We start from the raw sequence: 20,176 nt of genomic DNA, 5'->3' as shown, positions 1-20,176 counted from the left end.
TGAGGTGTTTAAATGCTAAAAACATTTATCAAAAAGAACTGGGGATACGCCCTGTTGTTGATTTTCAGTTTTGTGTACCTTCTTGGGATGAACTTGGATACGCAGTTGTTTGACGATGACTTGTACATCAACGGGCCACAAACTCTTTCCGCTTTGTACAACCAAGCCTACGGCGACTACATGGGGTGGAATGGTCGTGCCGTCGGTCAGACATTCTGGCGCATCTTGGTTGCCAACCAAGGAATGGTGACGAGCCTACTCGTTTCTGCTGTTTCCATTCTTTTCTTAGTTGTCGCAACGAAGATGGCGAAAGTTGATTCAAAGATGGTTAAAAGTTGGCAAGCTTACTTAGTTTTCTTTGCCACGTTCTTATTCTTTGCCCCTGTCATTGGTCAAACCATGTTCTGGCGAGCTGGTGCAGGAAACTATCTCTTTACAACGACGTTGATTTTGCTCTTTGTTTTGCCTTTCTACCAATGGTACAAAGAAAACCCAGTTAATCAGAAGTGGGGTTGGTACTTGATGCCGGTTCTCGGTTTTGTGGCTGGATGGTCCAATGAAAACACCTCCGGTGGTGGACTTTTCTTAGTTCTGTTCTTCATGCTTGTTGGTCGTTTTTACAAGCAGCTGAAGTGGACATGGATGCAGTTAATCAGTATCATCTTCTACCTCGTTGGATACGGATTCTTAGTGTCGGCCCCTGGAAACAAGGTTCGGACGCATGCCCAAATGCCTGATTGGTGGTTTGAACAATCAACGTTCACCCACTTTAAGACCGGTTTCATTGCAGTAACGAAGTCACTTTATCACCAATACTTGCTGCTATTGGCTTTGTTGGTTATCTTGACGGTCGTTGTCTTCTTCTTGAAGGGATACAAGTCAGTCATTGAAAGCACGGCTTTCTTTGCTGCAGGGATGGCAACCATTTATGTCTTGTCACTTGCGCCAATTGGTCAAGACGGTGGACGTTCATTCTTCGGTGGGGTTGTTTTCCTTCTGATTGCACTGGTTAAACTCTTGCTGATTTTGGCTAGCGATTTGTCTTTGAATAAGCTTTGGCGTGTCGGAACAATTGCTTTCGCCGCTCTCCTTATTCTCGGAAGTGGCTACAAGCTTGTCCGTGGTACAGTCGATGCTCATAAGACAAACAACGCACTACGCGAACGCTACGTTGAACTCGATAAGCTACGCGGATCAAAGAAGGTAATTTCAGTCAAGAAGCTGAGTTACTACCCACAAAAGAAATTTGCAGTTAGTTATCAGTTAGAAGAATTGAATTCAACCGACTCTCAGATGTTCCCTAATTCTGGATATAATATTCATTATGACTTGAAGGGGATTGTCCTTGATAAGTAAAGCGATTGATTAAAAAGCCTTGCATGCTGCAAGGCTTTTTTGCTTGGTTGTTGCCAATTTGGTTCTAGTTTATAATGAGATGGTTATTATGAATTAAAAGAGGGAGCTTTCCTTGAAAAATAAAGTATTTATACTAGCTAGTGCCGTTGTACTGGGCTGCATCGGTTACGCTGCATACCAGAACTGGCATAACGCACAGCAAAAGAAAAACAGTACGGTAACCCACTATACCCGTGCAGAAATGGATAGTATTCAAACATCCTTACAAGATAAAAAGTATCGGGCGCCTAAGTTTGAAAATGCCTCTTTGCTAAAAGATGTTCCGTCTGCAAAAGTTTGGGATGAAAAGCTGCAAAAAGAAGTTCCTGTTTCCGTTTGGGATTCGTGGCCAGTAACCGATCGTGATGGAGCGGTTGCAAACTATCATGGTTATCGCCTGGTCATTGGATTGACTGCTAAGGGAGACCGTGGTGACGATTCAGGAGTCAAGCTTGGCATGTATGCTCAAAAGATTTCGGATAAAGAAGATGACATTAGTACCTGGAAGTATCTGGGGGATGTTTTCTCAGACTTTGGTGAAGGCCGTGATTTGAGCAAAGAAGATTATAATCTTGATCACATCAAGAGCGAATGGTCTGGTTCAACGACCATGATGAATTCAAATGACCAAACGCTGCGTCTCTTCTATACGAATGCCTGGAATAAAGAGCAACGACAAGCGTTAACGACGGCTCAGATTGCTGTGGAACCTAAGGATGGCACTGACTGGGCCTCTGGTTTGACGATTAACCATCAAAAGGCTACTGATCATAAGACGGTCTTCACCGGTGATGGGGAAATCTATCAGAAAGCGGAACAGGCCGTTGCGATGAATGGCGTTACAGATTCATTTGCGATGCGTGATCCACACTTCGTCATCGAAAATGGTAAGTACTACTTAGCTTTTGAAGGAAACACTGGACCAAAAAGTGGTGACTACCAGGGAGATAATAATTTTAAGCAATCAAAGTATTATGGCCTGAATGCTTTCTTCAAAACTGAGAAGAAACGTTTGGAAGCGGATAAGAAGTCCGAAGAATATGCCCGTGCCTATCTTTCAAACTCAGCCATGGGTAAAATTGAACTGAATTCAGATTTCACGTTGAAGAAGGTGATGAAACCAATGGTCACCTCTAATGCTACCCACGACATGATGGAGCGTCCCAACTTGGTGAAGTATAAGGGGCGTTGGTATCTGTTTGCTTCCGTCTGGGGGATTTACTTTGCTACTTCAGATCAAAACCTACAGAAGCAAAACTTCATGTTGGGCTGGGTTTCGGATGATGGCATTAATGGCACATACAAGCCGTTGAACGGCAATGCTTTGGTTCTCGCTTCATCTCTCCCAATGAATGCGCCTGACTTCACCTACTCATACTTAGCCTTACCATCCAACCGTAAGGATAAGAGCGAGTTTGTGGTCACTGCTTTCCAAGCAAATAAGACCTTTGCACCAAGTATTCGTGTCAAAGTGAATGGTGATCGAACATCTGTGGTGAATAACTCCGTCTTGAATCAGGGAGCGGTCATTGACTCTGGTCATTACTATCAAGCTAAAGCACAAAAAATCAATTATTGATATGAGTAAAAGCAGTGGTAACACTGCTTTTACTTTTTATTAAATTGCTAATATTTATGGAGCGAACCGTTCGCTAGTTCGCTATAATGGTTAAGTAAACTTTTCGATTGGAATAAATAATGACTAAACTACTCGACTTATATAAGCAGTACGAAGAAACCCTGCTTTACTTATTCTTTGGAGGAGCGACCTTTGTCGTTTCCGTTGTGACATACTCCGTATTCTCTGCGCTTTGGTACTGGGAATACACCGTTGCCTACGTGGCATCATGGTTTTTGGCTGTGCTCTTCGCGTACGTAACCAACCGTATCTGGGTCTTTAAATCAGAAGTGCGTGATTTCAAGGGATTAGCACGGGAATTCTGGCAGTTTTACCTTGCCCGTCTTGTGACTGGAATCATTGGTTGGTTGATCTTAGCCTTTGGAGTTCGCGTCCTACACCAAAATGATTTGGTGTGGAACGGTATTCAAAATATCTTTGTTATCGTCTCAAACTATGTATTGAGTAAGCTGATTATCTTTAAAAAATAACATTTTAATAGACGATTTCTTAAAGACGAACACGAAAGTGTTCGTCTTTTAATTTTTGTTTTATTTTCCAAAAAAAGCGTTATACTTAAATAGACACATTTGTAAAAAATGTCATTCAGGAGAAAGAAAATGCATAAAAAGTTATACAAGGCTGGTAAAAACTGGGTAGCTGTTGCGATTGTAGCGGCAGGATTCGGTTTGGTAAGCACGACTGCTTCAGCCGATGAAAATAATGGTATAACAGCTACCACAACGAAGGTTGCTGATGTAAAGCCAGCTGTACAGGAGTCGACAGGTCAAACGACTACTGAAGAAGCTTCTAGTCAAAACACTCAAGGAACTTCTAGCCAAGCTGCTTCTAGCCAAGCGACTCAGGAATCAGCACAGGCTGCTCCTGAGGTAGCACCACAAAAGTCAGCGCGTGATCAAGCGCTCGACAACTTTGCGGCAAAGGGTGTTTCCGGTTATATCTACTCACCAGAAGTTTCTGGCGCAAACGGTGGGTACAACTGGTTTGAAGGTGGACACTTGTTCACTGGTTTTCGTTACTACATGGGAACTTTCTACTGGTTCGTTGACGGTGTTCGTCAAAACGCTGGTTGGCGTGAAGCCTGGGGCATGACATACTGGACCGATAACGATGGTCGTGCTGTTCAAGGTCACCGCAACATTAACGGACAGGACTTCTACTTCGGTGATGATGGTGGATTCTACCTTCGCTCTTCTGGATACCTTCACGATGGTTCCAACCAAAACGGTGGCTACCGTTGGTACGAAAACGGTAAGTTGTTTACTGGTTTCCGTTACTACATGGGTACTTTTTACTGGTTCGTAGATGGTGTTCGTCAAAACGCTGGTTGGCGCCAAGCATGGGGAATGACTTACTACACGGATGAAAATGGTCGTGCCGTTCAAGGAACGCGTATCATCGATGGTAAGTTGTACGACTTTGGAAACGATAATTCCTACTACATGCGTCCAATTTCCGGATACTTGTATGATGGTTCCAACCAAAACGGTGGGTACCGTTGGTATGAAAACGGACAGTTGTTTACAGGTTTCCGTTTCTACATGGGAACCTACTACTGGTTCGTTGACGGTGTTCGTCAAAACCAAGGTTGGCGTCAAGCTTGGGGAATGACTTACTACACGGATAACAACGGACGTGCTGTTCAAGGACGCCAATACATTGATGGTGCTGGATACTTCTTCGGACACGATGGTTCGTACTACATGCGCACCAACGGATACGTTGGTGACAACGATGGCATTTACTTTGTTGGTGGGGATGGTCGCTTCTTAACCGGTCACCAAAACCTTTACGGACGTGATGTTAACTTCTTTGGTGACGGACGTTTGGACATGAACGGCATCCGCATTGACTTTGGTCACTGGTCATTGAACCAGAACCAGTTGGGTGCTCCCGAAGGTTGTGAAGGTGTCTCATTCCAGATGGCACTTTCTGCCAAGGGAAAGGGCGTACCTAGTGTGCAAGATATCTACAACCGTATTGGTTATGGATGGGGTGTTTCACCATACAACGGCTTCCACGGAAACCCATTTGGCCGTGGCGCTGGCGAAACACAAACGGTCTTGGCCGGTGCACTTGCCAACCGTTTGAACGGTGCTTTTGGTGTTCAAACGAAGGACATCACGGGTGCTAACGCGAACGATGTTATTGGACAATTGTTGGCTTACAACCCAGTTATTTCATACATTCCATGGGACTACCGTGTTGGGGCTGATGGGGATCACTTCCACGTTCAATTGATCTACGGTTACCGTGATGGTGGTTTCTTGATTGCCGACCCATTGCAAGCTGGTCGTGGTGCTAACTACTGGATGTCTGTTGGTGAGTGGTCATATTTGAACTCTCACTTGCAGCCAGTTGGATATGGCGCACCTGCTTCAATGAACGTCGCTGTTATTTAAATTAAACAAAAAGCAGTTATCTTGACGATAACTGCTTTTTTATTCTGATTATCTATATTGGAAAGAAATTTTTAACATCTTCTTGAAATCTCAATGTAATGAATATACTATAGACATTGGATGGTATTCGGAAAAATACGGATGGAAATCACATTTAAATTGGAGATAGAACAGTGTGATTAAGCAACATAAATTATTGACAATGGTACTGGCCACAACCGTTTTAGCGGTCGCAGCCATGAGTCTCATTATGCGGGACATGAGAAGTTCTGCAGCACTTCGCGAGCAGGAGTCGCGAGCGACTTTGCCAAAGACTGCGGATGCTAGTTGGACCAAAAAGGCACGTTCGGAAGGAGCTGTTTTACAGGACGACTCGACGAACTCACCAGAGCGTTCAGATGCCAAGCAATCTTCGGGTAGCACGAGCGACAGCGGTTCAAAGTATAGCGGGAACGCCAAGAGCCAAACGCTCACAATGGACGATTTCCGTTCGAGCGATGCGATGGCTTACCGTCTTATTGCCTTTTACGGCATGGGAAACGGGGATGCAAGCTGGCAGCAACTAAAGCGCTCGGCAACCTCCGGGATTACCATGACACGGCAACAAGCCAATACGCCTAGCTTTGTGGCGACGGCGAACGCCGGCTCTTCGGTGAAGGCCTATTACCGCTACGTGATGTCGTCGTCTGATCAAAAGACGCAGGCGCGTCCGTTGTCCTTTAGCCAGAACGATGACGCGGCATACCGCGCAACAATTGCCGATGTGCTGGCTTATGCCAATAACAACGGTGGCCGTGCGGCGGTTGAGAAGATGAGTTTTAAGTTAGTGAACTAAACAAAAGAAAAAAGTCCCTCACTCGAAAGAGTGGGGGACTTTTTTACCTTGGTACTGTATAAAAAAAGAAGCTCACCGAAGTGAGCTTCTTTAAAGAATATTACTTTACGTACTTAGCCAAACGTGACTTTTGACGTGAAGCCTTGTTCTTCTTGATCAAACCCTTTGAGTGGGCGCGATCGATTGCTGAAGAAACTTGCTTGTACAATTCTGCAGTATCTGCTGAACCGTTCTTAGCAGCCTTAACGAAACGCTTTACAGCAGTACGGTAAGCTGAACGTTGTGGTTCGTTGCGATCGTGTTGCTTCTTAGTCAAGCGTACACGTTGAATAGATGATTCAATAATCGGCATATGTCTGTCTCCTTAAATTTGATGCTGGTTTTTGAAAAGCAAATGTTGCTTAACGGCGCAAACCTAAGCGCTTGATCAATTCACGGTAACGCGTAACGTCCTTACCACGGAGGTAACGGAGCAAGTTACGACGACGACCGATCTTCTTCAAAAGACCACGTTGTGAATGGAAATCATGCTTGTGCGCTCCCATGTGTTCGTTCAATTCTGCAATGTCTGCAGTCAAAACTGCAACTTGAACTTCCACTGAACCAGTATCGCCTTCGTGGCGAGCATATTCTTTCATGATTTCGTTCTTACGTTCTTGTGTAAGGGCCATAATCATTTCCACCTTTCCTAAATGTCTCCAAAGTTCTGAGAAAAACGACGGTGAGACGTTAATCTAAGAATCTGGACAGTTGTTTTGACAACAGTCTTAATTATACGGACTTTTCCCAGAAAATCAAGGGGCAGAAAGGGCCGTTTAATGGTAGAATAGAACAGTAATTACATTGAAAGGATAGCCATGGTATCGCCTTAGGCGAGCCATGCAGGTGAAAACATGGCAGCATCAATTTCAAAAGAAGAAATCGCCCACGTGGCCGACCTTGCCAAGTTGCGTTTCTCGGATGAGGAATTGGATCACTTTACCAACCAACTCCAAGAAATCGTGACGCTCTGTGACGAAATGGCGCAGGTTAATACAGACGGGGTGGCACCGACTTTTTCAGTAACCGAAAACATCAACCACTTACGTGAAGACGTCGCCGACAACTGGCATCAAAAGAAGGAACTGTTGGCAGAGGCTCCTGACGAAGCCGCTGACTTAATCAAGGTTCCAGCCATCTTACACGGGGAGGACGAAGCCTAATGACTTACAACTACTTCGAACACTCACTGGAAGACATCAACCAGGCTTTGAAGAACGGCGACATCACCGCCGTTTCTTTGACGAAGGAAACATTGGATAACATCAAGCAGACGGAGCCACAGCTCGAAGCTTTTGTGCGTTTGCACGAAGAAACGGCTTTGGCCGAAGCGGCTGCGGCCGATGAGAAGGGTAACTTCTCAAACGTCTTGGCCGGTATTCCAATGGCCATGAAGGACAACATCGCAACCAAGGGATTGGAAACGACCGCTGCCTCAAAGATTTTGGCCGACTTCAAGCCCGTTTACGACGCGACGGTTACCAAGAAGTTGAAGGACGACGGTGCTGTCATCATCGGTAAGGCCAACATGGACGAATTTGCCATGGGTGGTTCATCCGAAACGTCTGCCTACAAGCAAACGAAGAACGCCTGGGACGAAACGAAGGTTCCCGGTGGTTCATCCGGTGGTTCCGCCGCTGCGGTTGCCGCTGGTCAAGTGGCCTACGCCCTTGGTTCCGATACGGGTGGATCAATCCGTCAGCCAGCCGCCTTCAACGGTATCGCTGGAATGAAGCCAACTTACGGTCGAGTATCTCGTTTTGGGCTCTTCGCCATGGCTTCTTCATTGGACCAAATCGGTCCTTTGACGCGTACGGTTCGCGATAACGCCTTGGTCTTGAACGCCATCGCCGGTTTCGACCAAAACGACTCAACGTCATCTGAACGTGCCGTGCCGGACTTCACCGAAAAGCTCGGTGATTCCATCAAGGGGATGAAGATTGCCGTTCCAAAGGAATACTTCCAAGAAGGTTTGTCAAACGAAGTCGCCTTGCAAGTGCGCGCCGCCATCGAACAATTGAAGACGATGGGTGCTGAAGTGACCGAAGTGTCACTGCCACACACGCACTACGGTGTCGCTGCCTACTACATCTTGATGTCTTCTGAAGGTTCATCAAACTTGCAACGTTACGACGGTATCCGTTACGGACACCGTGCAAAGGACGCCAAGGAACTGGAAGAAGTTTACAAGAAGACTCGTTCCGAAGGATTCGGAAACGAAGTCAAGCGCCGCATCATGTTGGGAACTTACTCCCTTTCAGCTGGTGCCTACGACGCCTTCTTCAAGAAGGCCGCTCAAATCCGTACATTGATCATCCAAGACTTCAACAAGGTCTTTGAAGACTACGATTTGATTGTTGGTCCTACGACACCAACGCAACCATACGGCATGGGTGAAGAACTCGGCGACCCTAAGACGATGTACTTGGGTGACGCCTTGACCATTCCAGTTAACTTGGCTGGTTTGCCCGCCATGTCCGTGAACGCCGGCTTCAACGCTGGCTTGCCAATCGGTTTGCAAATCATTGGTCGTCCGTTCGACGAATCAACGATTTACCAATTGGCCTACGCCTTTGAACAAGGCAACGACTTTCACGAAAACGTTCCCGCCATCGGGAAGAACTACTAAGGAGGCCAAAAATGGGAATCGAAAATTTTGAAACCACTATTGGACTCGAAGTTCACGTGGAAATGCAAACGAACTCAAAGCTGTTGTCACCATCTCCCGTTCACTACGGGGATGCGCCCAACGAAAACACCAACGTGATCGACTGGGCCTACCCAGGGGTCTTGCCCGTTGTGAATAAGGGGGCCGTTGACTACGGAATGCGTGTTGCCATGGCCTTGCACTGTGACATCACCCGCGACATTCGTTGGGACCGTAAGAACTACGTTTACCCCGACAACCCTAAGTCCTACCAGACGACCCAGTTGCACACGCCACTCGGAACGAACGGTTACTTGGACGTGACGATGCCTGACGGAAAGGTCAAGCGCATCGGAATCGACGAATTGCACGTCGAAGAAGACGCTGGTAAGAACACCCACGGGACGGACGGCTACTCTTACGTCGACTTGAACCGTCAGGGAACGCCACTGGTCGAAATCGTTTCAAAGCCTGACTTGGCTTCCCCTGAAGAAGCCTACGCTTACTTGGAACAACTGCGCCGGGTAATTCTCTTTACCGGTGTTTCTGAAGCCAAGATGCAAGAAGGACAAATGCGTGCCGACGTCAACGTCTCACTCCGTCCCCACGGATCAGACAACTACGGTACGCGTGTGGAAATGAAGAACGTCAACTCATTCCACTACGTTCAATCCGCACTTGAATTCGAAGAAAAGCGTCAAGCCAAGGTGATGCGTGCCGGTGGTCAAATCCGCCAGGAAACGCGTCGCTACGACGAACCAACGAAGTCAACAATCCTGATGCGTGTGAAGGAACAAGCAGACGATTACCGTTACTTCCCAGAACCAGACTTGTCACCAATTCACATTGATGACGCCTGGATTGAACGCGTGAAGGCCGAATTACCTAAGTCAGCCGCCGACCGGCAAAAGTCTTATGTCGAAGAACTCGGCTTGGAACCTTACGACGCCGGTGTCTTGACGCAGACTTTGGCGATGTCAAACTTCTTCGATGCAACCATTGCAGCGGGGGATGCCTCTGACAAGTCAGCCGCCAAGCGTGTTGCCAACACGTTGATCGGTGACGTGAACGCCTACTTGAACAAGAACCAAGTCGAATTGGCCGACACGAAGTTGACGCCTGAAAACTTGGCCGGTATGGTCAAGTTGATTGAAGATGGTACCATCTCAACGAAGCAGGCCAAGAAGGTCTTCACCGCCATCATGGAAGGTGAAGAACCCGAAGCCTACGCCAAGGCCCAAGGCCTTGTTCAGATTTCTGACCCAGCCGTTTTGACGCCATGGGTTACAGAAGTATTGGATCAAAACCCACAGTCAATCGAAGACTTTAAGGGTGGTAAGGACCGTGCCACTGGCTTCTTGATCGGTCAGTTGATGAAGAAGTCCAAGGGTCAAGCGAACCCTGGAATCTTGAACAAGATTTTGTTAGAAGAATTGAACAAGCGTTAATCGTTTGCCGGGACTGTTCTTGCAGTTCTGCTTCGCTAAACGAGGCGCAGCCAAAAGCGGACCGAATGCGGTTCGCTCTTTGTGCTTAATGGAAGCATCCCGTTTTGGGGGCTTCCGTACATACTTTATGGAGGTAAAAGGAGCCGTCACGATCACGGATGGCCCCTTTGATAGTTTTATGAAACGTGCACGCATCATCTACAACCCAAGCTCCGGCCGTGAAATGGTTAAGCGGGACATGCTGTCCATTTTGAACGTCTACGAAGAGGCTGGCTACGAAACGTCCACCTTCGCCACGACGCCCGAAACACTTTCCGCACAAAAGGAAGCCAAACGTGCCGCTTTGGCCGGCTTCGATTTGATTGTCGCCGCCGGTGGTGACGGAACCATCAACGAAGTCGTGAACGGGATTGCACCCTTGGACAAGCGCCCAAAGATGGCCATTATTCCTGCTGGAACCACAAACGATTACGCCCGTGCCCTGAAGGTCAACCGCGATGATCCTTTGGAAGCCGCCAAGGTTATCTTGAAGGATCAAACCATCAAGATGGACATCGGAAAGATCAGCCCCAAGGATGAAGCCGGACAGGTGGGCGAAGCGCGCTACTACATGAACATCGCCGCCCTCGGAACGCTTTCCGAGTTGACTTACGCCGTTCCTTCCGCCATGAAGTCCTTGTACGGCTACCTGGCCTACCTGGTTAAGGGAGCAGAATTGCTCACCCGTTTGAAGCCCGTGAAGGCCAAGGTGACCTTCGACGACGGTGAATACGACGGCGACATCTCCATGATTTTCTTGGCGTTGACGAACTCCGTTGCTGGATTCGAAAGCCTCGTGCCCGACGCCAAGTTGGACGACGGTAAGTTCACCTTGCTCATCGTCAAGAAGGCCAACATGTGGCAAATCGCCCAGATGGTCTCCCAGGTTCTCCAGGGAGGAAACCACATTAACAACCCCAAGCTCATCTACAAGAAGACGAGCCGCGTTTCCATCGAGCCGCTCGATGCCGACCCTATCAAAGTCAACCTCGACGGGGAATACGGTGGGGACGCCCCAATGGTCTTCGATAACCTGAAGCAACACATCGAATTCGTTGCCAACCTCGAAGACATGAGCAACGACGCCGTGACCGAAAAGATTCAAGAACAGTTCGTCGAACAAGTCGAACAGTTGGAGAAGACGGGGGCCGACGACATCGACCTTCCGGCTGACCCAGAGGACACGGCTAAGAAGTAAAAGCAGGGGAGGGCGAGCGCCATCGCGCGTCGTCTGCCCAAGCTGCAAGCATGGTGGACAATAGCGCCGGATACGGCGCGTTTTCCCCAGAGCATTTGTTCGATAAAAACGATTTAGACAGAAGAGGATTTTTTGATGGCCAAAGCCAATCGCACATTTAAAAAGAAGGCGCCCGTTGTCAAAAACGACATCGTCACCGCCGACATCATCGACCTAACCTACCAAGGAATGGGTGTTGCCAAGCTCGACGGGTTCCCCGTCTTCGTTGCCAACGGCCTTCCCGGCGAACGCGTCGACATGGTCATCACCAAGGTTTTGAAGAACTACGGTTTTGCCTCCATCAAGAAGCTCGTCAAGCCGTCACCCGACCGTGTCGAACTTCAAGACAAGCTCGCGTTGACCACCGGGATTGCACCCATGGCCAACCTGAGCTACACCGCCCAACTCGCTTGGAAGCAACGCCAGGTCCGCGAACTCTTCAAGAAGGCGCAGATTCAAGTTTCCGTTGCCCCTACGATTGGAATGGAAGACCCCACACACTACCGCAACAAGGCCCAGATTCCGGCGCAGATGGTGAACGGCCGTCTTGAAACCGGCTTCTACCGCCGCGGATCTCACAAGCTCATCCCAACGGATTCCTTCTACATCCAAGACGAAAACGTCGACGAAGCCATCCGCGTAACCCGTGACGTCTTGCAAGAAGAAGGCCTCACCGCCTACGACGAAGAGACCCGCAAGGGAACGATTCGCCACGTCATGGCTCGCTATGGAAAGGCGACCGGCGAACTCATGGTCGTCCTCGTCACAAACGGCGACAAGCTGCCTAAGAAGGAAGCACTGGTCGAAAAGATTACGGCCCGCCTGCCAAAGCTTGTCTCCCTTGTCCAAAATGTCAACAAGGCCCACTCAAACGTCATTATGGGCTTTGAAAACCACCTCTTGTGGGGACAAGAAGAGATTAAGGACATCTTGCTGGGCAAGTCTTACATCATCGGCCCTAATTCCTTCTACCAGGTTAACCCGGTCACAACGGCTAAGCTTTACTCCTTAGCCAAGGACCTCGCCGACCTCAAGAAGACCGACACCGTGATCGACGCCTACTGTGGTATCGGTACGATTGCCTTGACCGTCGCCGACGACGTTAAGAAGGTGCTCGGTGTCGAAGTCGTCGAACCCGCCATCGAAGACGCCAAGCAGAACGCCCGTGAAAACGGCATTTGGAACGCCGACTTCATCGCGGCCGACGCCCCCGAGCAGATGCACGCCTGGGCCAGCGAAGGCAAGACGGCCGACGTCATCTTCGTTGATCCGCCCCGCAAGGGTCTGACTCAAGACTTCATCGAAGCCGTTGGTGTCATGAAGCCAGAACGCCTGGTTTACGTTTCATGTAACCCGGCCACTTTGGCCCGTGACGTTTCCGATTTGCTCGAACAGGGCTACGAAATCGACGGACGCGTTCAGCCCGTCGACCAGTTCCCACAGACGATGCACGTCGAAGCCGTCGTGAAGTTGGTTTTGAAGAAGTAAGAAGAACTTGAATCCGCTCCTTGGAGCGGACTCGATGATTGAAATGACCGTCCGCTTTGCCGGACGGCTGGCCTGAATTGACAGGCTTTTTTATAAGAAAGTCGCGCCCGACCGCTCGCGGTCGCCGCGGACTTTTGTACATAGATTTAACGAAACACCCAGGAGGACCGATACCGTGGCCAACGCAGCTGACACCCCAATGATGGTTCAATACCACCAAATCAAGGATTTATATCCGGATGCCTTCTTGTTCTACCGCCTTGGGGACTTTTACGAACTCTTTGAAGAGGACGCCATCGTCGGTGCCAAGATTTTGGAATTGACGCTGACCGCCCGCAACAAGAACTCCGAAAATCCCGTGCCAATGGCCGGTATTCCTTACCACGCCGCCTCCAACTACATCGACATCTTAGTCGACGCCGGGCACAAGGTCGCCATCGTTGAACAGATGGAAGACCCCGCCACGGCAAAGGGGATGGTGAAGCGCGACGTCGTGCAGCTCATCACGCCCGGGACCAAGCTCGCCAGCCAAAACGGGGACGGGAAGACCAACAACTTCCTGGCCGCCGTCGTATACGACAATGATGACATTTCTGTTCATCACGTTGGCGAAACGAACCGTCCCTACGCCCTGGCCTACATCGATTTGTCGACCGGTGAATTGAAGGCCACCCGCCTCGAATCCGTCGCCGAAGTCCAAGACGAACTCGGCGCTTTGGAAGTCAAGGAAGTCGTCCTGGCAAAGGAAGACGGTCTGAAGGCCGACGACGTCGCCCGTGCCGTCGGTGAAAAGGGACTCGTGGTTTCCTTCCAGGGACCAGCCGAAGCCTCATCCACAATCACTTACTTAACCAAGGACCTGAAGGACAGTTTGGGACAGGCCGTAACCGGTCTCTTGCTCCAGTACTTGTTCGATACGCAGAAGCGTTCTTTGGATCACATCATGCCGGTTCAGTCATACGAACGCCAGGCTTATTTGGTTTTCAACCAAGTGACCCGCGTGAACTTGGACTTAGTTCAAAACGCCCGCACGAAGCAGAAGGCCGGATCACTCTTCGCCTTGCTCGACCAGACCAAGACCGCCATGGGTGGTCGTTTGCTCAAGCAGTGGCTCATCAAGCCGTTGAAGAAGCTGAATGACATTGAAGCCCGCCAGGAAGTTTTGGCCGCCTTCAACGACGATTTCTTCACCCGTGGAACCGTTCAGGACCAACTGAAGTACGTCTACGACTTGGAACGTTTGGCTGCCAAGGCCGCACTTGGTACCTTGAACGCCAAGGACATGGTGCAGTTGAAGAAGTCCTTACAGGCCGTTCCCGCGTTGGAAGGCGCGTTGACGGGCACGTCTACGGGCGCCGTTTTGCAAGAGATGGGCGAGGGACTCGACCCCGTTTCTGATTTGGCCGACTTGATTGAAGCCGCCTTAGTTGATGATCCGCCCGTCTCCGTTCGTGACGGTGACCTCATCAAGCCTGGCTACGACGACCTCGTTGACTCATACAAGCAAGCCCTCGTCGACAACCAAGACTGGCTCGCTTCCTACCAGGAACAAGAGCGCGAAGCCACTGGTATCCCAACCCTGAAGGTCAAGTACAACAAGAACTTCGGTTACTTCATCGAAATCACGAAGGCCAACTTGTCTAAGCTTGAAGACGGGCGCTACACCCGCAAGCAGACGTTGACCAACGCCGAGCGTTTCACCACGCCCGAGTTAAAGGAGCACGAAGATTTGATCTTCGCCGCCCAAACCAAGCGCTTCGACCGCGAGTACGAACTCTTCTTGGAAATTCGCGCGACCGTTAAGCAAGAAATGCACCGCCTGCAAAGTTTGGCGCACGATTTGGCACGGATTGACGTGCTTGCTGCCTTGGCCGAAGTCGCCGAAGAAAAGCACTTCGTGAAGCCAAGCTTCCATACGGATGGTTCACGTGCCGTTAACATTACGCAGGGCCGCCACCCCGTTGTGGAATCACTGCTCGGGGCGGGGGAATACGTCGCCAACGACGTGACTTTCCCACAGGACAAATTCATTCAACTGGTTACCGGACCCAACATGGCCGGTAAGTCGACCTACATGCGCCAGCTCGCCATCATCGTGATCCTGGCCCAGATGGGATCCTTCGTACCAGCAGACGCCGCCGAACTCCCAATCTTTGATCAAATCTTTACCCGTATCGGGGCAAACGACGACCTCGTCGCCGGTCAATCCACCTTCATGGTCGAAATGGCCGAAGCCAACCTGGCTCTGCAAGACGCCACCGCCCAGTCCCTGATTCTCTTTGACGAACTCGGACGCGGTACCGCCACCTACGACGGTATGGCGCTGGCCCAGGCCATCATCGAATTTTTGGCCGACAACTTGCATGCCACAACCGTCTTTGCGACCCACTACCACGAACTCACGGCCTTGGCGGATTCTTATGCTGCCATCGAAAACGTGCACGTCGGGGCCAAGCTCTCCGACGACGGCAAGCTCCACTTCCTGCACCAGATTCAGCAGGGTGCCGCCGACCGTTCCTACGGTATCCAGGTGGCCGCTTTGGCCGGTTTGCCTAAGCCTTTGTTGAATAACGCCGAGGCCATCCTGGCTGCTTTGGAAGCACAGGGAGCAGGGCAGGTGGACGTGGATGCGGATGCGGAAGCTGTTGCGGCTGATGCTTCTGGCACGGTTACGACGAAGGCGCCGGAAAAGTCAGAAGCGACCGCCGTTGAAGGCACCGGTTCTGAATCAGGGGCTGCGGTTGCGAGCTTTGAGGCGCCAGCCGCTGGCGTTACCTCTGATAAGATGGCGCAAGAGCTGCCATTGTTTGAGGTTGCTGAAAAGCGTTCCGAGGACGCTAGCGCGGCCACGCGGACTTCGAAGGCCGAACAGGCCGTTTTGGCAGAGCTGAAGAAGGCCAACCTGAACAAGCTCACGCCTTTGGACGCCCTGAACCTCCTCTACAAGCTTCAAGACATGGAGGCCCACCATGGCTGAGATTCACGAACTCTCCGACCTCCTCGCCAACCAGATTGCCGCCGGTGAGGTCATCGAGCGTCCCGCCTCCGTCGTCAAGGAGCTGGTCGAAAACGCCATCGATGCCAACGCCGACCAAGTTCAGGTCGTCGTCGACAACGCCGGCCTCGACCTCATCAAGGTCATCGACAACGGAGATGGGATTCCGAGCGAACAAGTTCCTCTGGCCTTCGTTCGCCACGCCACCTCTAAAATACAAAATCGCCACGATTTGTTTAACGTCTTAACCCTCGGATTCCGAGGTGAAGCCCTGCCGTCAATTGCCTCCGTGGCCGACGTCACGCTTCAAACCAAGACGCGTAACGCCGATGACGGCTACACCTACCAAGTCAAAGGTGGCCAAGTTGTTCAACAAACGCCAGCCGCCGGCCGCCTCGGGACCATCGTTTCCGTCCGCAACCTCTTCTTCAACACGCCAGCCCGTCTGAAGTACCTGAAGAAGCCGCAGACCGAGCTTTCGTTAATCGTGGACGTCGTCAACCACCTTGCGTTGGCGCATCCCGAAAAGGCCTTGACCCTGACCCACAACGGGAAGACCCTCGTGAAGACCACCGGTTCCGGCGATTTGCGCCAGGTACTGGCCGCCATCTACGACCGCAAGACGGCCGAAAAGATGGTTGGTTTCTCAGGTGAATCCGAGCACTTCAAGGTCTCCGGTTACCTGACGCTGCCAGAACAGACGCGTGCTTCGCGTTCGTATTTGGCCGTTTTGGTCAACCACCGTTTCGTCAAAAACTTCTCCGTCTCCAACGCCATCATCAAGGGCTACGGCTCCAAACTGATGGTCGGCCGCTTCCCAATCGGGGCGGTATCAATTGAGTTGGATCCGCTGTTGGTCGACATGAACGTCCACCCGCAGAAGGCGGAAATCCGTCTGTCTGAGCAGGGGGAGTTAACGGACCTTTTGACGGAGGTTGTCCGGGACCGCCTGTCCGCCGAGAATCTCATTCCCGATGCGTTGGAGAACCTTGGCCAAGCGGCTGAGGATTCGGCCCATCCGGGAATGGCGTCAGCTTCGGGAGTGGGGCAGACCGCCACTTCTTCTAAGAAAGACGAACGCGATTACACCGGGATTCCCGACCTTGGGCACGAGATGCCACCCGCCGTTCGTGCGGTGAAGTTGGCGTCCTTGCCTCCGATTGAAATCGATGAAGGCCACATCATCCAGCTGTCCGACAAGGCCTTTTTGGATGACGCCGCCGTTTTGAACTTTGCCAACCGCTACGCCAAAGAAGACTTCGTTGAAATCTTCGAGGAAGCGAAGACGGGGAAGAACACGAGCACCGAGGGTGCTGGAGCTGGTGGATTTGCTGGGGCCGGCGCCTCTGTGGCCCAAGAGCCCGCGGCCTATGCGCCTACCCAGACTCGAACTGAAAGTGCGGTTCAAGATACAAATGAAGGTGGTAACCGGGATCGAACCGCAGGGTTCGACTCTCCCTCAGCGCATGACTGTGTTGCTGGGGGAAAAGCCCAAGCTGCACCGGAAGCTGTTGGTGGGGCGGAAGCCGAAGTTGGCAGGGACGGGTTTGACTTTGCCAGCCAGAGCCAAGGCAACGCGAAAAAGCAAAAGCCGGTGAACCTCGACCTCGACGTCGACAACCAGGAGAGCCAGGGCTTCCCGAACCTCGACTACATCGGCCAGATGCACGGGACCTTCCTGTTCGCGCAGGACAAGGACAAGCTTTACCTCATCGACCAGCACGCCGCCCAGGAGCGCCTGAACTACGAGTTCTACCGCAAGCAGGTCGGCGAGGTTTCCGACAACCAGCAGGTGCTTTTGCAGCCGCTGACCTTGACCTATTCCACGGCCGACGTCCTCAAGATTTTGGACAAGCAGGACACGCTGCAGGCCGTTGGTCTCGCCGTTGAAGAGTTTGGTCCGAACACGCTCGCCTTGTACGAGCACCCAACGTGGATCAAGCCCGACCAGGTCGAAAGTACGGTCAAGGAAATGATCGACTGGGTGCTTGCCCAGGGCGATTTGACCGTCGCCGCCTTCCGTGAGAAGGCCGCCATCATGATGTCCTGTAAGCGGGCCATCAAGGCCAACTGGCACATCTCGTCAGACGAGGCGCGCACGCTCTTGGCCGACCTGGCCAAGGCCGAAAACCCATACAACTGTCCGCACGGCCGTCCCGTTTTGACGGCCTTCACGCTGACCGAAATGGAGCGCATGTTCAAGCGCATCCAGGACTCCCACGAGTCTTGGCAGAACTACGACAACCACCCGTTCTAAAAGGGGAAGTCGGAGCTGGGCGTTTTATGGGCACTGTGGTCGATTTGAACACCGGGTCGCACTTCAAGCAGGCAGCCTGCCGTTTCAAGCAATTAAAAAGGAAGATTTCTTTATGATGAACAACAACGACGTCATTATTCGACTGCGCTACGCGTTGAATTTGACGAACAAGCAAATCGAAGCCATCTTCAAAGAGGGTGGCGTGACGGTGACCGATTCCGATTTGGACACGATTTTGACCCGTCAGGACCCGGAAGAAAAGTTCGACGCGTTTTTGTCTTCCCACGACTTGGAAGCCTTCTTGAACGGTCTGGTCATCGATAAGCGTGGCCACCGCAAGGACAAGGACGGCAACATCGTACCGCCAACCTTCGACATCAAGAACGCCAAGCTGGTCAACAACGTGACAATCAAGAAAATCAAGATTGCCATGTCCTACATGTCCGACGACATCCAGGAGCTGATGAAGCTCGCTGGTGACAGCATCTCGAACGGTGAGCTGTCCGCCATTCTCCGCCGTCCCGACCACCGCAACTACCGCGAGGCCGGCGACCGCTACGTCCGCAAGATGTTGGCGGGGATGGGGAAGAAGTACCGCGGCTAAGCGACTGCTGCCCAAGGCGAAGCGATGGCTGTCAAAGTCAGGGGCGGGGAGGCCGCTTGGCTCCCAGCTCAATTGACTTGTTGGATTCGAAGGGGCGTGGCTTGGCCACCGCGCTTCGAAGCAGCGCCTCCTTGCTCACAAAAGTCGGGCAAATGCCCGTGCTATCAATCAAATTTCTGTTTAAGACGACCATTTTGGTCGTCTTTTTTCATATATAAAGTGGAAAATTTGTTATGATAGAGAAGATAGAACACTTCTGGAGAACCTCATGCAAAAGACCGCAGCTGCCTTACTCGAAAACACAGACATCGCGCCCTACGCCTACACCCAAGCCGGTGGACGGGCCGATTATTTGGCGATTCCCAAGTCCCTCGACGAGCTTCAAGAGCTTCTCGACTGGGCTAAGGAGAAGGACCTACCCGTCCACGTCTTCGGCCGTCTGTCCAACCTCGTCGTCCGTTCTGGCGGGCTCCGAGGCCTGGTCATCCTCATGACGGAATTGAAGGCGGTCTCTGCTGTTGGCGAGAAGTTGACGGCGCAAGCCGGCTGTGACATCATTTGGCTGGCGGCAATCGCGCAAGATAAGGGCTTGTCCGGGCTCGAATGGGCTGCGGGGATTCCCGGTTCCGTCGGTGGTGCCGTCTTCATGAACGCTGGTGCCTACGGGGGCCAGGCGGACATGGTCGTGGAGAGCGTGACGGCCTTGATGCCGGACAAGACCTTGCAGAAATTTGGCAGGGACGGGCTTGACTTTGGCTACCGACAGAGCGTCTTTCAGAAAAACGGCGGGGTGATTGTGGAAGCAACCTTCGCCTTGAAGAAGAAGGACAAGCGCCTCATCCAAGAAAAGATGGACGAAAACAACTACGCCCGCGCCTTGAAGCAGCCGCTTTCCTGGCCGTCCAACGGGTCCGTTTTCAAGCGTCCAGAAGGGTATTTTGCCGGGAAGCTCATCATGGATTCCGGCCTTCAGGGCACGTCCGTCGGTGGTGTGATGGTCTCAACCAAGCACGCCGGCTTCATGGTGAACGTCGACCACGGCACTGGAAACGACTACGAGGATCTCATTCACCTCGTCCAAAAAGAGGTGTTCAAGAACTACCAAGTGAATTTAGAACCGGAAGTCCGGATTATAGGAGACCGCTAAAACC

Annotated in this window: 16 protein-coding genes; 14 read left to right on the top strand and 2 right to left on the bottom strand. The window is 51.3% G+C overall.

Going from position 1 to position 20,176, the window contains the following annotated elements:
- Window positions 1-12 precede the first annotated feature (12 nt).
- From NFX39_RS01020 to NFX39_RS01000, 5 genes are all read left to right on the top strand, one after another.
- The gene (locus NFX39_RS01020) at window positions 13-1,356 is read left to right on the top strand and encodes a DUF3329 domain-containing protein (RefSeq protein WP_252442151.1); all 1,344 of its coding nucleotides are present in this window, start codon (window positions 13-15) and stop codon (window positions 1,354-1,356) included.
- A 112-nt stretch (window positions 1,357-1,468) separates the two neighbouring features.
- The gene (locus NFX39_RS01015; RefSeq protein WP_252442149.1) at window positions 1,469-2,974 is read left to right on the top strand and encodes a glycoside hydrolase family 68 protein; all 1,506 of its coding nucleotides are present in this window, start codon (window positions 1,469-1,471) and stop codon (window positions 2,972-2,974) included.
- Window positions 2,975-3,093: 119 nt separating this feature from the next.
- Entirely contained in the window at window positions 3,094-3,504 is a 411-nt protein-coding gene (locus tag NFX39_RS01010) for a GtrA family protein (RefSeq protein ID WP_252442147.1), read from the top strand.
- 129 nt (window positions 3,505-3,633) lie between these two features.
- A complete protein-coding gene (locus NFX39_RS01005) occupies window positions 3,634-5,436 on the top strand; it encodes a C39 family peptidase (protein ID WP_252442145.1) in 1,803 nt (600 codons plus the stop codon).
- A 250-nt stretch (window positions 5,437-5,686) separates the two neighbouring features.
- Window positions 5,687-6,271, top strand: coding sequence for a hypothetical protein (locus NFX39_RS01000; protein WP_252442143.1), 585 nt, complete (start codon window positions 5,687-5,689; stop codon window positions 6,269-6,271).
- A gap of 100 nt (window positions 6,272-6,371) precedes the next feature.
- Here the strand turns inward: NFX39_RS01000 and rpsT are convergent, their stop codons facing one another.
- Complete coding sequence (gene rpsT / locus NFX39_RS00995; protein ID WP_213809475.1) at window positions 6,372-6,623, bottom strand: 30S ribosomal protein S20; 252 nt, start codon at window positions 6,621-6,623, stop codon at window positions 6,372-6,374.
- A gap of 49 nt (window positions 6,624-6,672) precedes the next feature.
- The gene (gene rpsO / locus NFX39_RS00990) at window positions 6,673-6,942 is read right to left on the bottom strand and encodes a 30S ribosomal protein S15 (protein ID WP_213809476.1); all 270 of its coding nucleotides are present in this window, start codon (window positions 6,940-6,942) and stop codon (window positions 6,673-6,675) included.
- Between the two features lie 222 nt (window positions 6,943-7,164).
- Here rpsO and gatC point away from each other — a divergent pair, with 222 nt between their 5' ends.
- From gatC to murB, 9 genes are all read left to right on the top strand, one after another.
- Window positions 7,165-7,473 carry an Asp-tRNA(Asn)/Glu-tRNA(Gln) amidotransferase subunit GatC gene (gatC, locus tag NFX39_RS00985; protein ID WP_252442141.1) on the top strand — a complete coding sequence of 103 codons (309 nt, stop codon included), beginning with the start codon at window positions 7,165-7,167 and terminating at the stop codon, window positions 7,471-7,473.
- Window positions 7,473-8,939: an Asp-tRNA(Asn)/Glu-tRNA(Gln) amidotransferase subunit GatA gene (gene gatA, locus NFX39_RS00980; protein ID WP_252442139.1), complete on the top strand. Its 1,467-nt coding sequence runs from the start codon at window positions 7,473-7,475 to the stop codon at window positions 8,937-8,939. Before gatC ends, gatA begins: the two co-directional genes overlap by 1 nt.
- An 11-nt stretch (window positions 8,940-8,950) precedes the next feature.
- Window positions 8,951-10,405, top strand: coding sequence for an Asp-tRNA(Asn)/Glu-tRNA(Gln) amidotransferase subunit GatB (gene gatB / locus NFX39_RS00975; RefSeq protein ID WP_252442137.1), 1,455 nt, complete (start codon window positions 8,951-8,953; stop codon window positions 10,403-10,405).
- 178 nt (window positions 10,406-10,583) lie between these two features.
- Entirely contained in the window at window positions 10,584-11,642 is a 1,059-nt protein-coding gene (locus tag NFX39_RS00970) for a diacylglycerol kinase family lipid kinase (protein WP_252442135.1), read from the top strand.
- A 135-nt stretch (window positions 11,643-11,777) separates the two neighbouring features.
- Window positions 11,778-13,169, top strand: a complete 1,392-nt coding sequence (gene rlmD / locus NFX39_RS00965) for a 23S rRNA (uracil(1939)-C(5))-methyltransferase RlmD (RefSeq protein ID WP_252442133.1) — start codon at window positions 11,778-11,780, stop codon at window positions 13,167-13,169.
- Between the two features lie 175 nt (window positions 13,170-13,344).
- Window positions 13,345-16,146: a DNA mismatch repair protein MutS gene (mutS, locus tag NFX39_RS00960; RefSeq protein WP_252442131.1), complete on the top strand. Its 2,802-nt coding sequence runs from the start codon at window positions 13,345-13,347 to the stop codon at window positions 16,144-16,146.
- Window positions 16,139-18,421, top strand: a complete 2,283-nt coding sequence (gene mutL, locus NFX39_RS00955) for a DNA mismatch repair endonuclease MutL (protein WP_252442129.1) — start codon at window positions 16,139-16,141, stop codon at window positions 18,419-18,421. Before mutS ends, mutL begins: the two co-directional genes overlap by 8 nt.
- A gap of 115 nt (window positions 18,422-18,536) precedes the next feature.
- On the top strand, window positions 18,537-19,025 hold the full coding sequence (locus NFX39_RS00950) for a YehS family protein (protein WP_252442452.1): 489 nt from the start codon (window positions 18,537-18,539) through the stop codon (window positions 19,023-19,025).
- Window positions 19,026-19,293: 268 nt separating this feature from the next.
- Window positions 19,294-20,172: a UDP-N-acetylmuramate dehydrogenase gene (gene murB / locus NFX39_RS00945; RefSeq protein ID WP_252442127.1), complete on the top strand. Its 879-nt coding sequence runs from the start codon at window positions 19,294-19,296 to the stop codon at window positions 20,170-20,172.
- Window positions 20,173-20,176: the final 4 nt, after the last annotated feature.

Source organism: Fructobacillus apis (assembly GCF_023893635.1).
Taxonomy (GTDB): Bacteria; Bacillota; Bacilli; order Lactobacillales; family Lactobacillaceae; genus Fructobacillus; species Fructobacillus apis.
The sequence above is the reverse complement of the archived record's forward strand: the minus strand, read 5'-3'. Positions and strand labels throughout refer to the sequence as shown.

Excerpts from the sequence above, each read along its gene's own strand:
- murB (WP_252442127.1), top strand. The coding sequence starts at position 19,294 with ATGCAAAAGACCGCAGCTGCCTTACTCGAAAACACAGACATCGCGCCC.
- NFX39_RS01010 (WP_252442147.1), top strand. The coding sequence starts at position 3,094 with ATGACTAAACTACTCGACTTATATAAGCAGTACGAAGAAACCCTGCTT.
- gatA (WP_252442139.1), top strand. The coding sequence starts at position 7,473 with ATGACTTACAACTACTTCGAACACTCACTGGAAGACATCAACCAGGCT.
- rpsT (WP_213809475.1), bottom strand. The coding sequence starts at position 6,623 with ATGCCGATTATTGAATCATCTATTCAACGTGTACGCTTGACTAAGAAG.
- NFX39_RS01020 (WP_252442151.1), top strand. The coding sequence starts at position 13 with ATGCTAAAAACATTTATCAAAAAGAACTGGGGATACGCCCTGTTGTTG.
- rpsO (WP_213809476.1), bottom strand. The coding sequence starts at position 6,942 with ATGGCCCTTACACAAGAACGTAAGAACGAAATCATGAAAGAATATGCT.
- mutL (WP_252442129.1), top strand. The coding sequence starts at position 16,139 with ATGGCTGAGATTCACGAACTCTCCGACCTCCTCGCCAACCAGATTGCC.
- NFX39_RS00950 (WP_252442452.1), top strand. The coding sequence starts at position 18,537 with ATGAACAACAACGACGTCATTATTCGACTGCGCTACGCGTTGAATTTG.
- gatB (WP_252442137.1), top strand. The coding sequence starts at position 8,951 with ATGGGAATCGAAAATTTTGAAACCACTATTGGACTCGAAGTTCACGTG.
- gatC (WP_252442141.1), top strand. The coding sequence starts at position 7,165 with ATGGCAGCATCAATTTCAAAAGAAGAAATCGCCCACGTGGCCGACCTT.
- NFX39_RS01005 (WP_252442145.1), top strand. The coding sequence starts at position 3,634 with ATGCATAAAAAGTTATACAAGGCTGGTAAAAACTGGGTAGCTGTTGCG.
- NFX39_RS01000 (WP_252442143.1), top strand. The coding sequence starts at position 5,687 with ATGCGGGACATGAGAAGTTCTGCAGCACTTCGCGAGCAGGAGTCGCGA.
- rlmD (WP_252442133.1), top strand. The coding sequence starts at position 11,778 with ATGGCCAAAGCCAATCGCACATTTAAAAAGAAGGCGCCCGTTGTCAAA.
- NFX39_RS00970 (WP_252442135.1), top strand. The coding sequence starts at position 10,584 with ATGAAACGTGCACGCATCATCTACAACCCAAGCTCCGGCCGTGAAATG.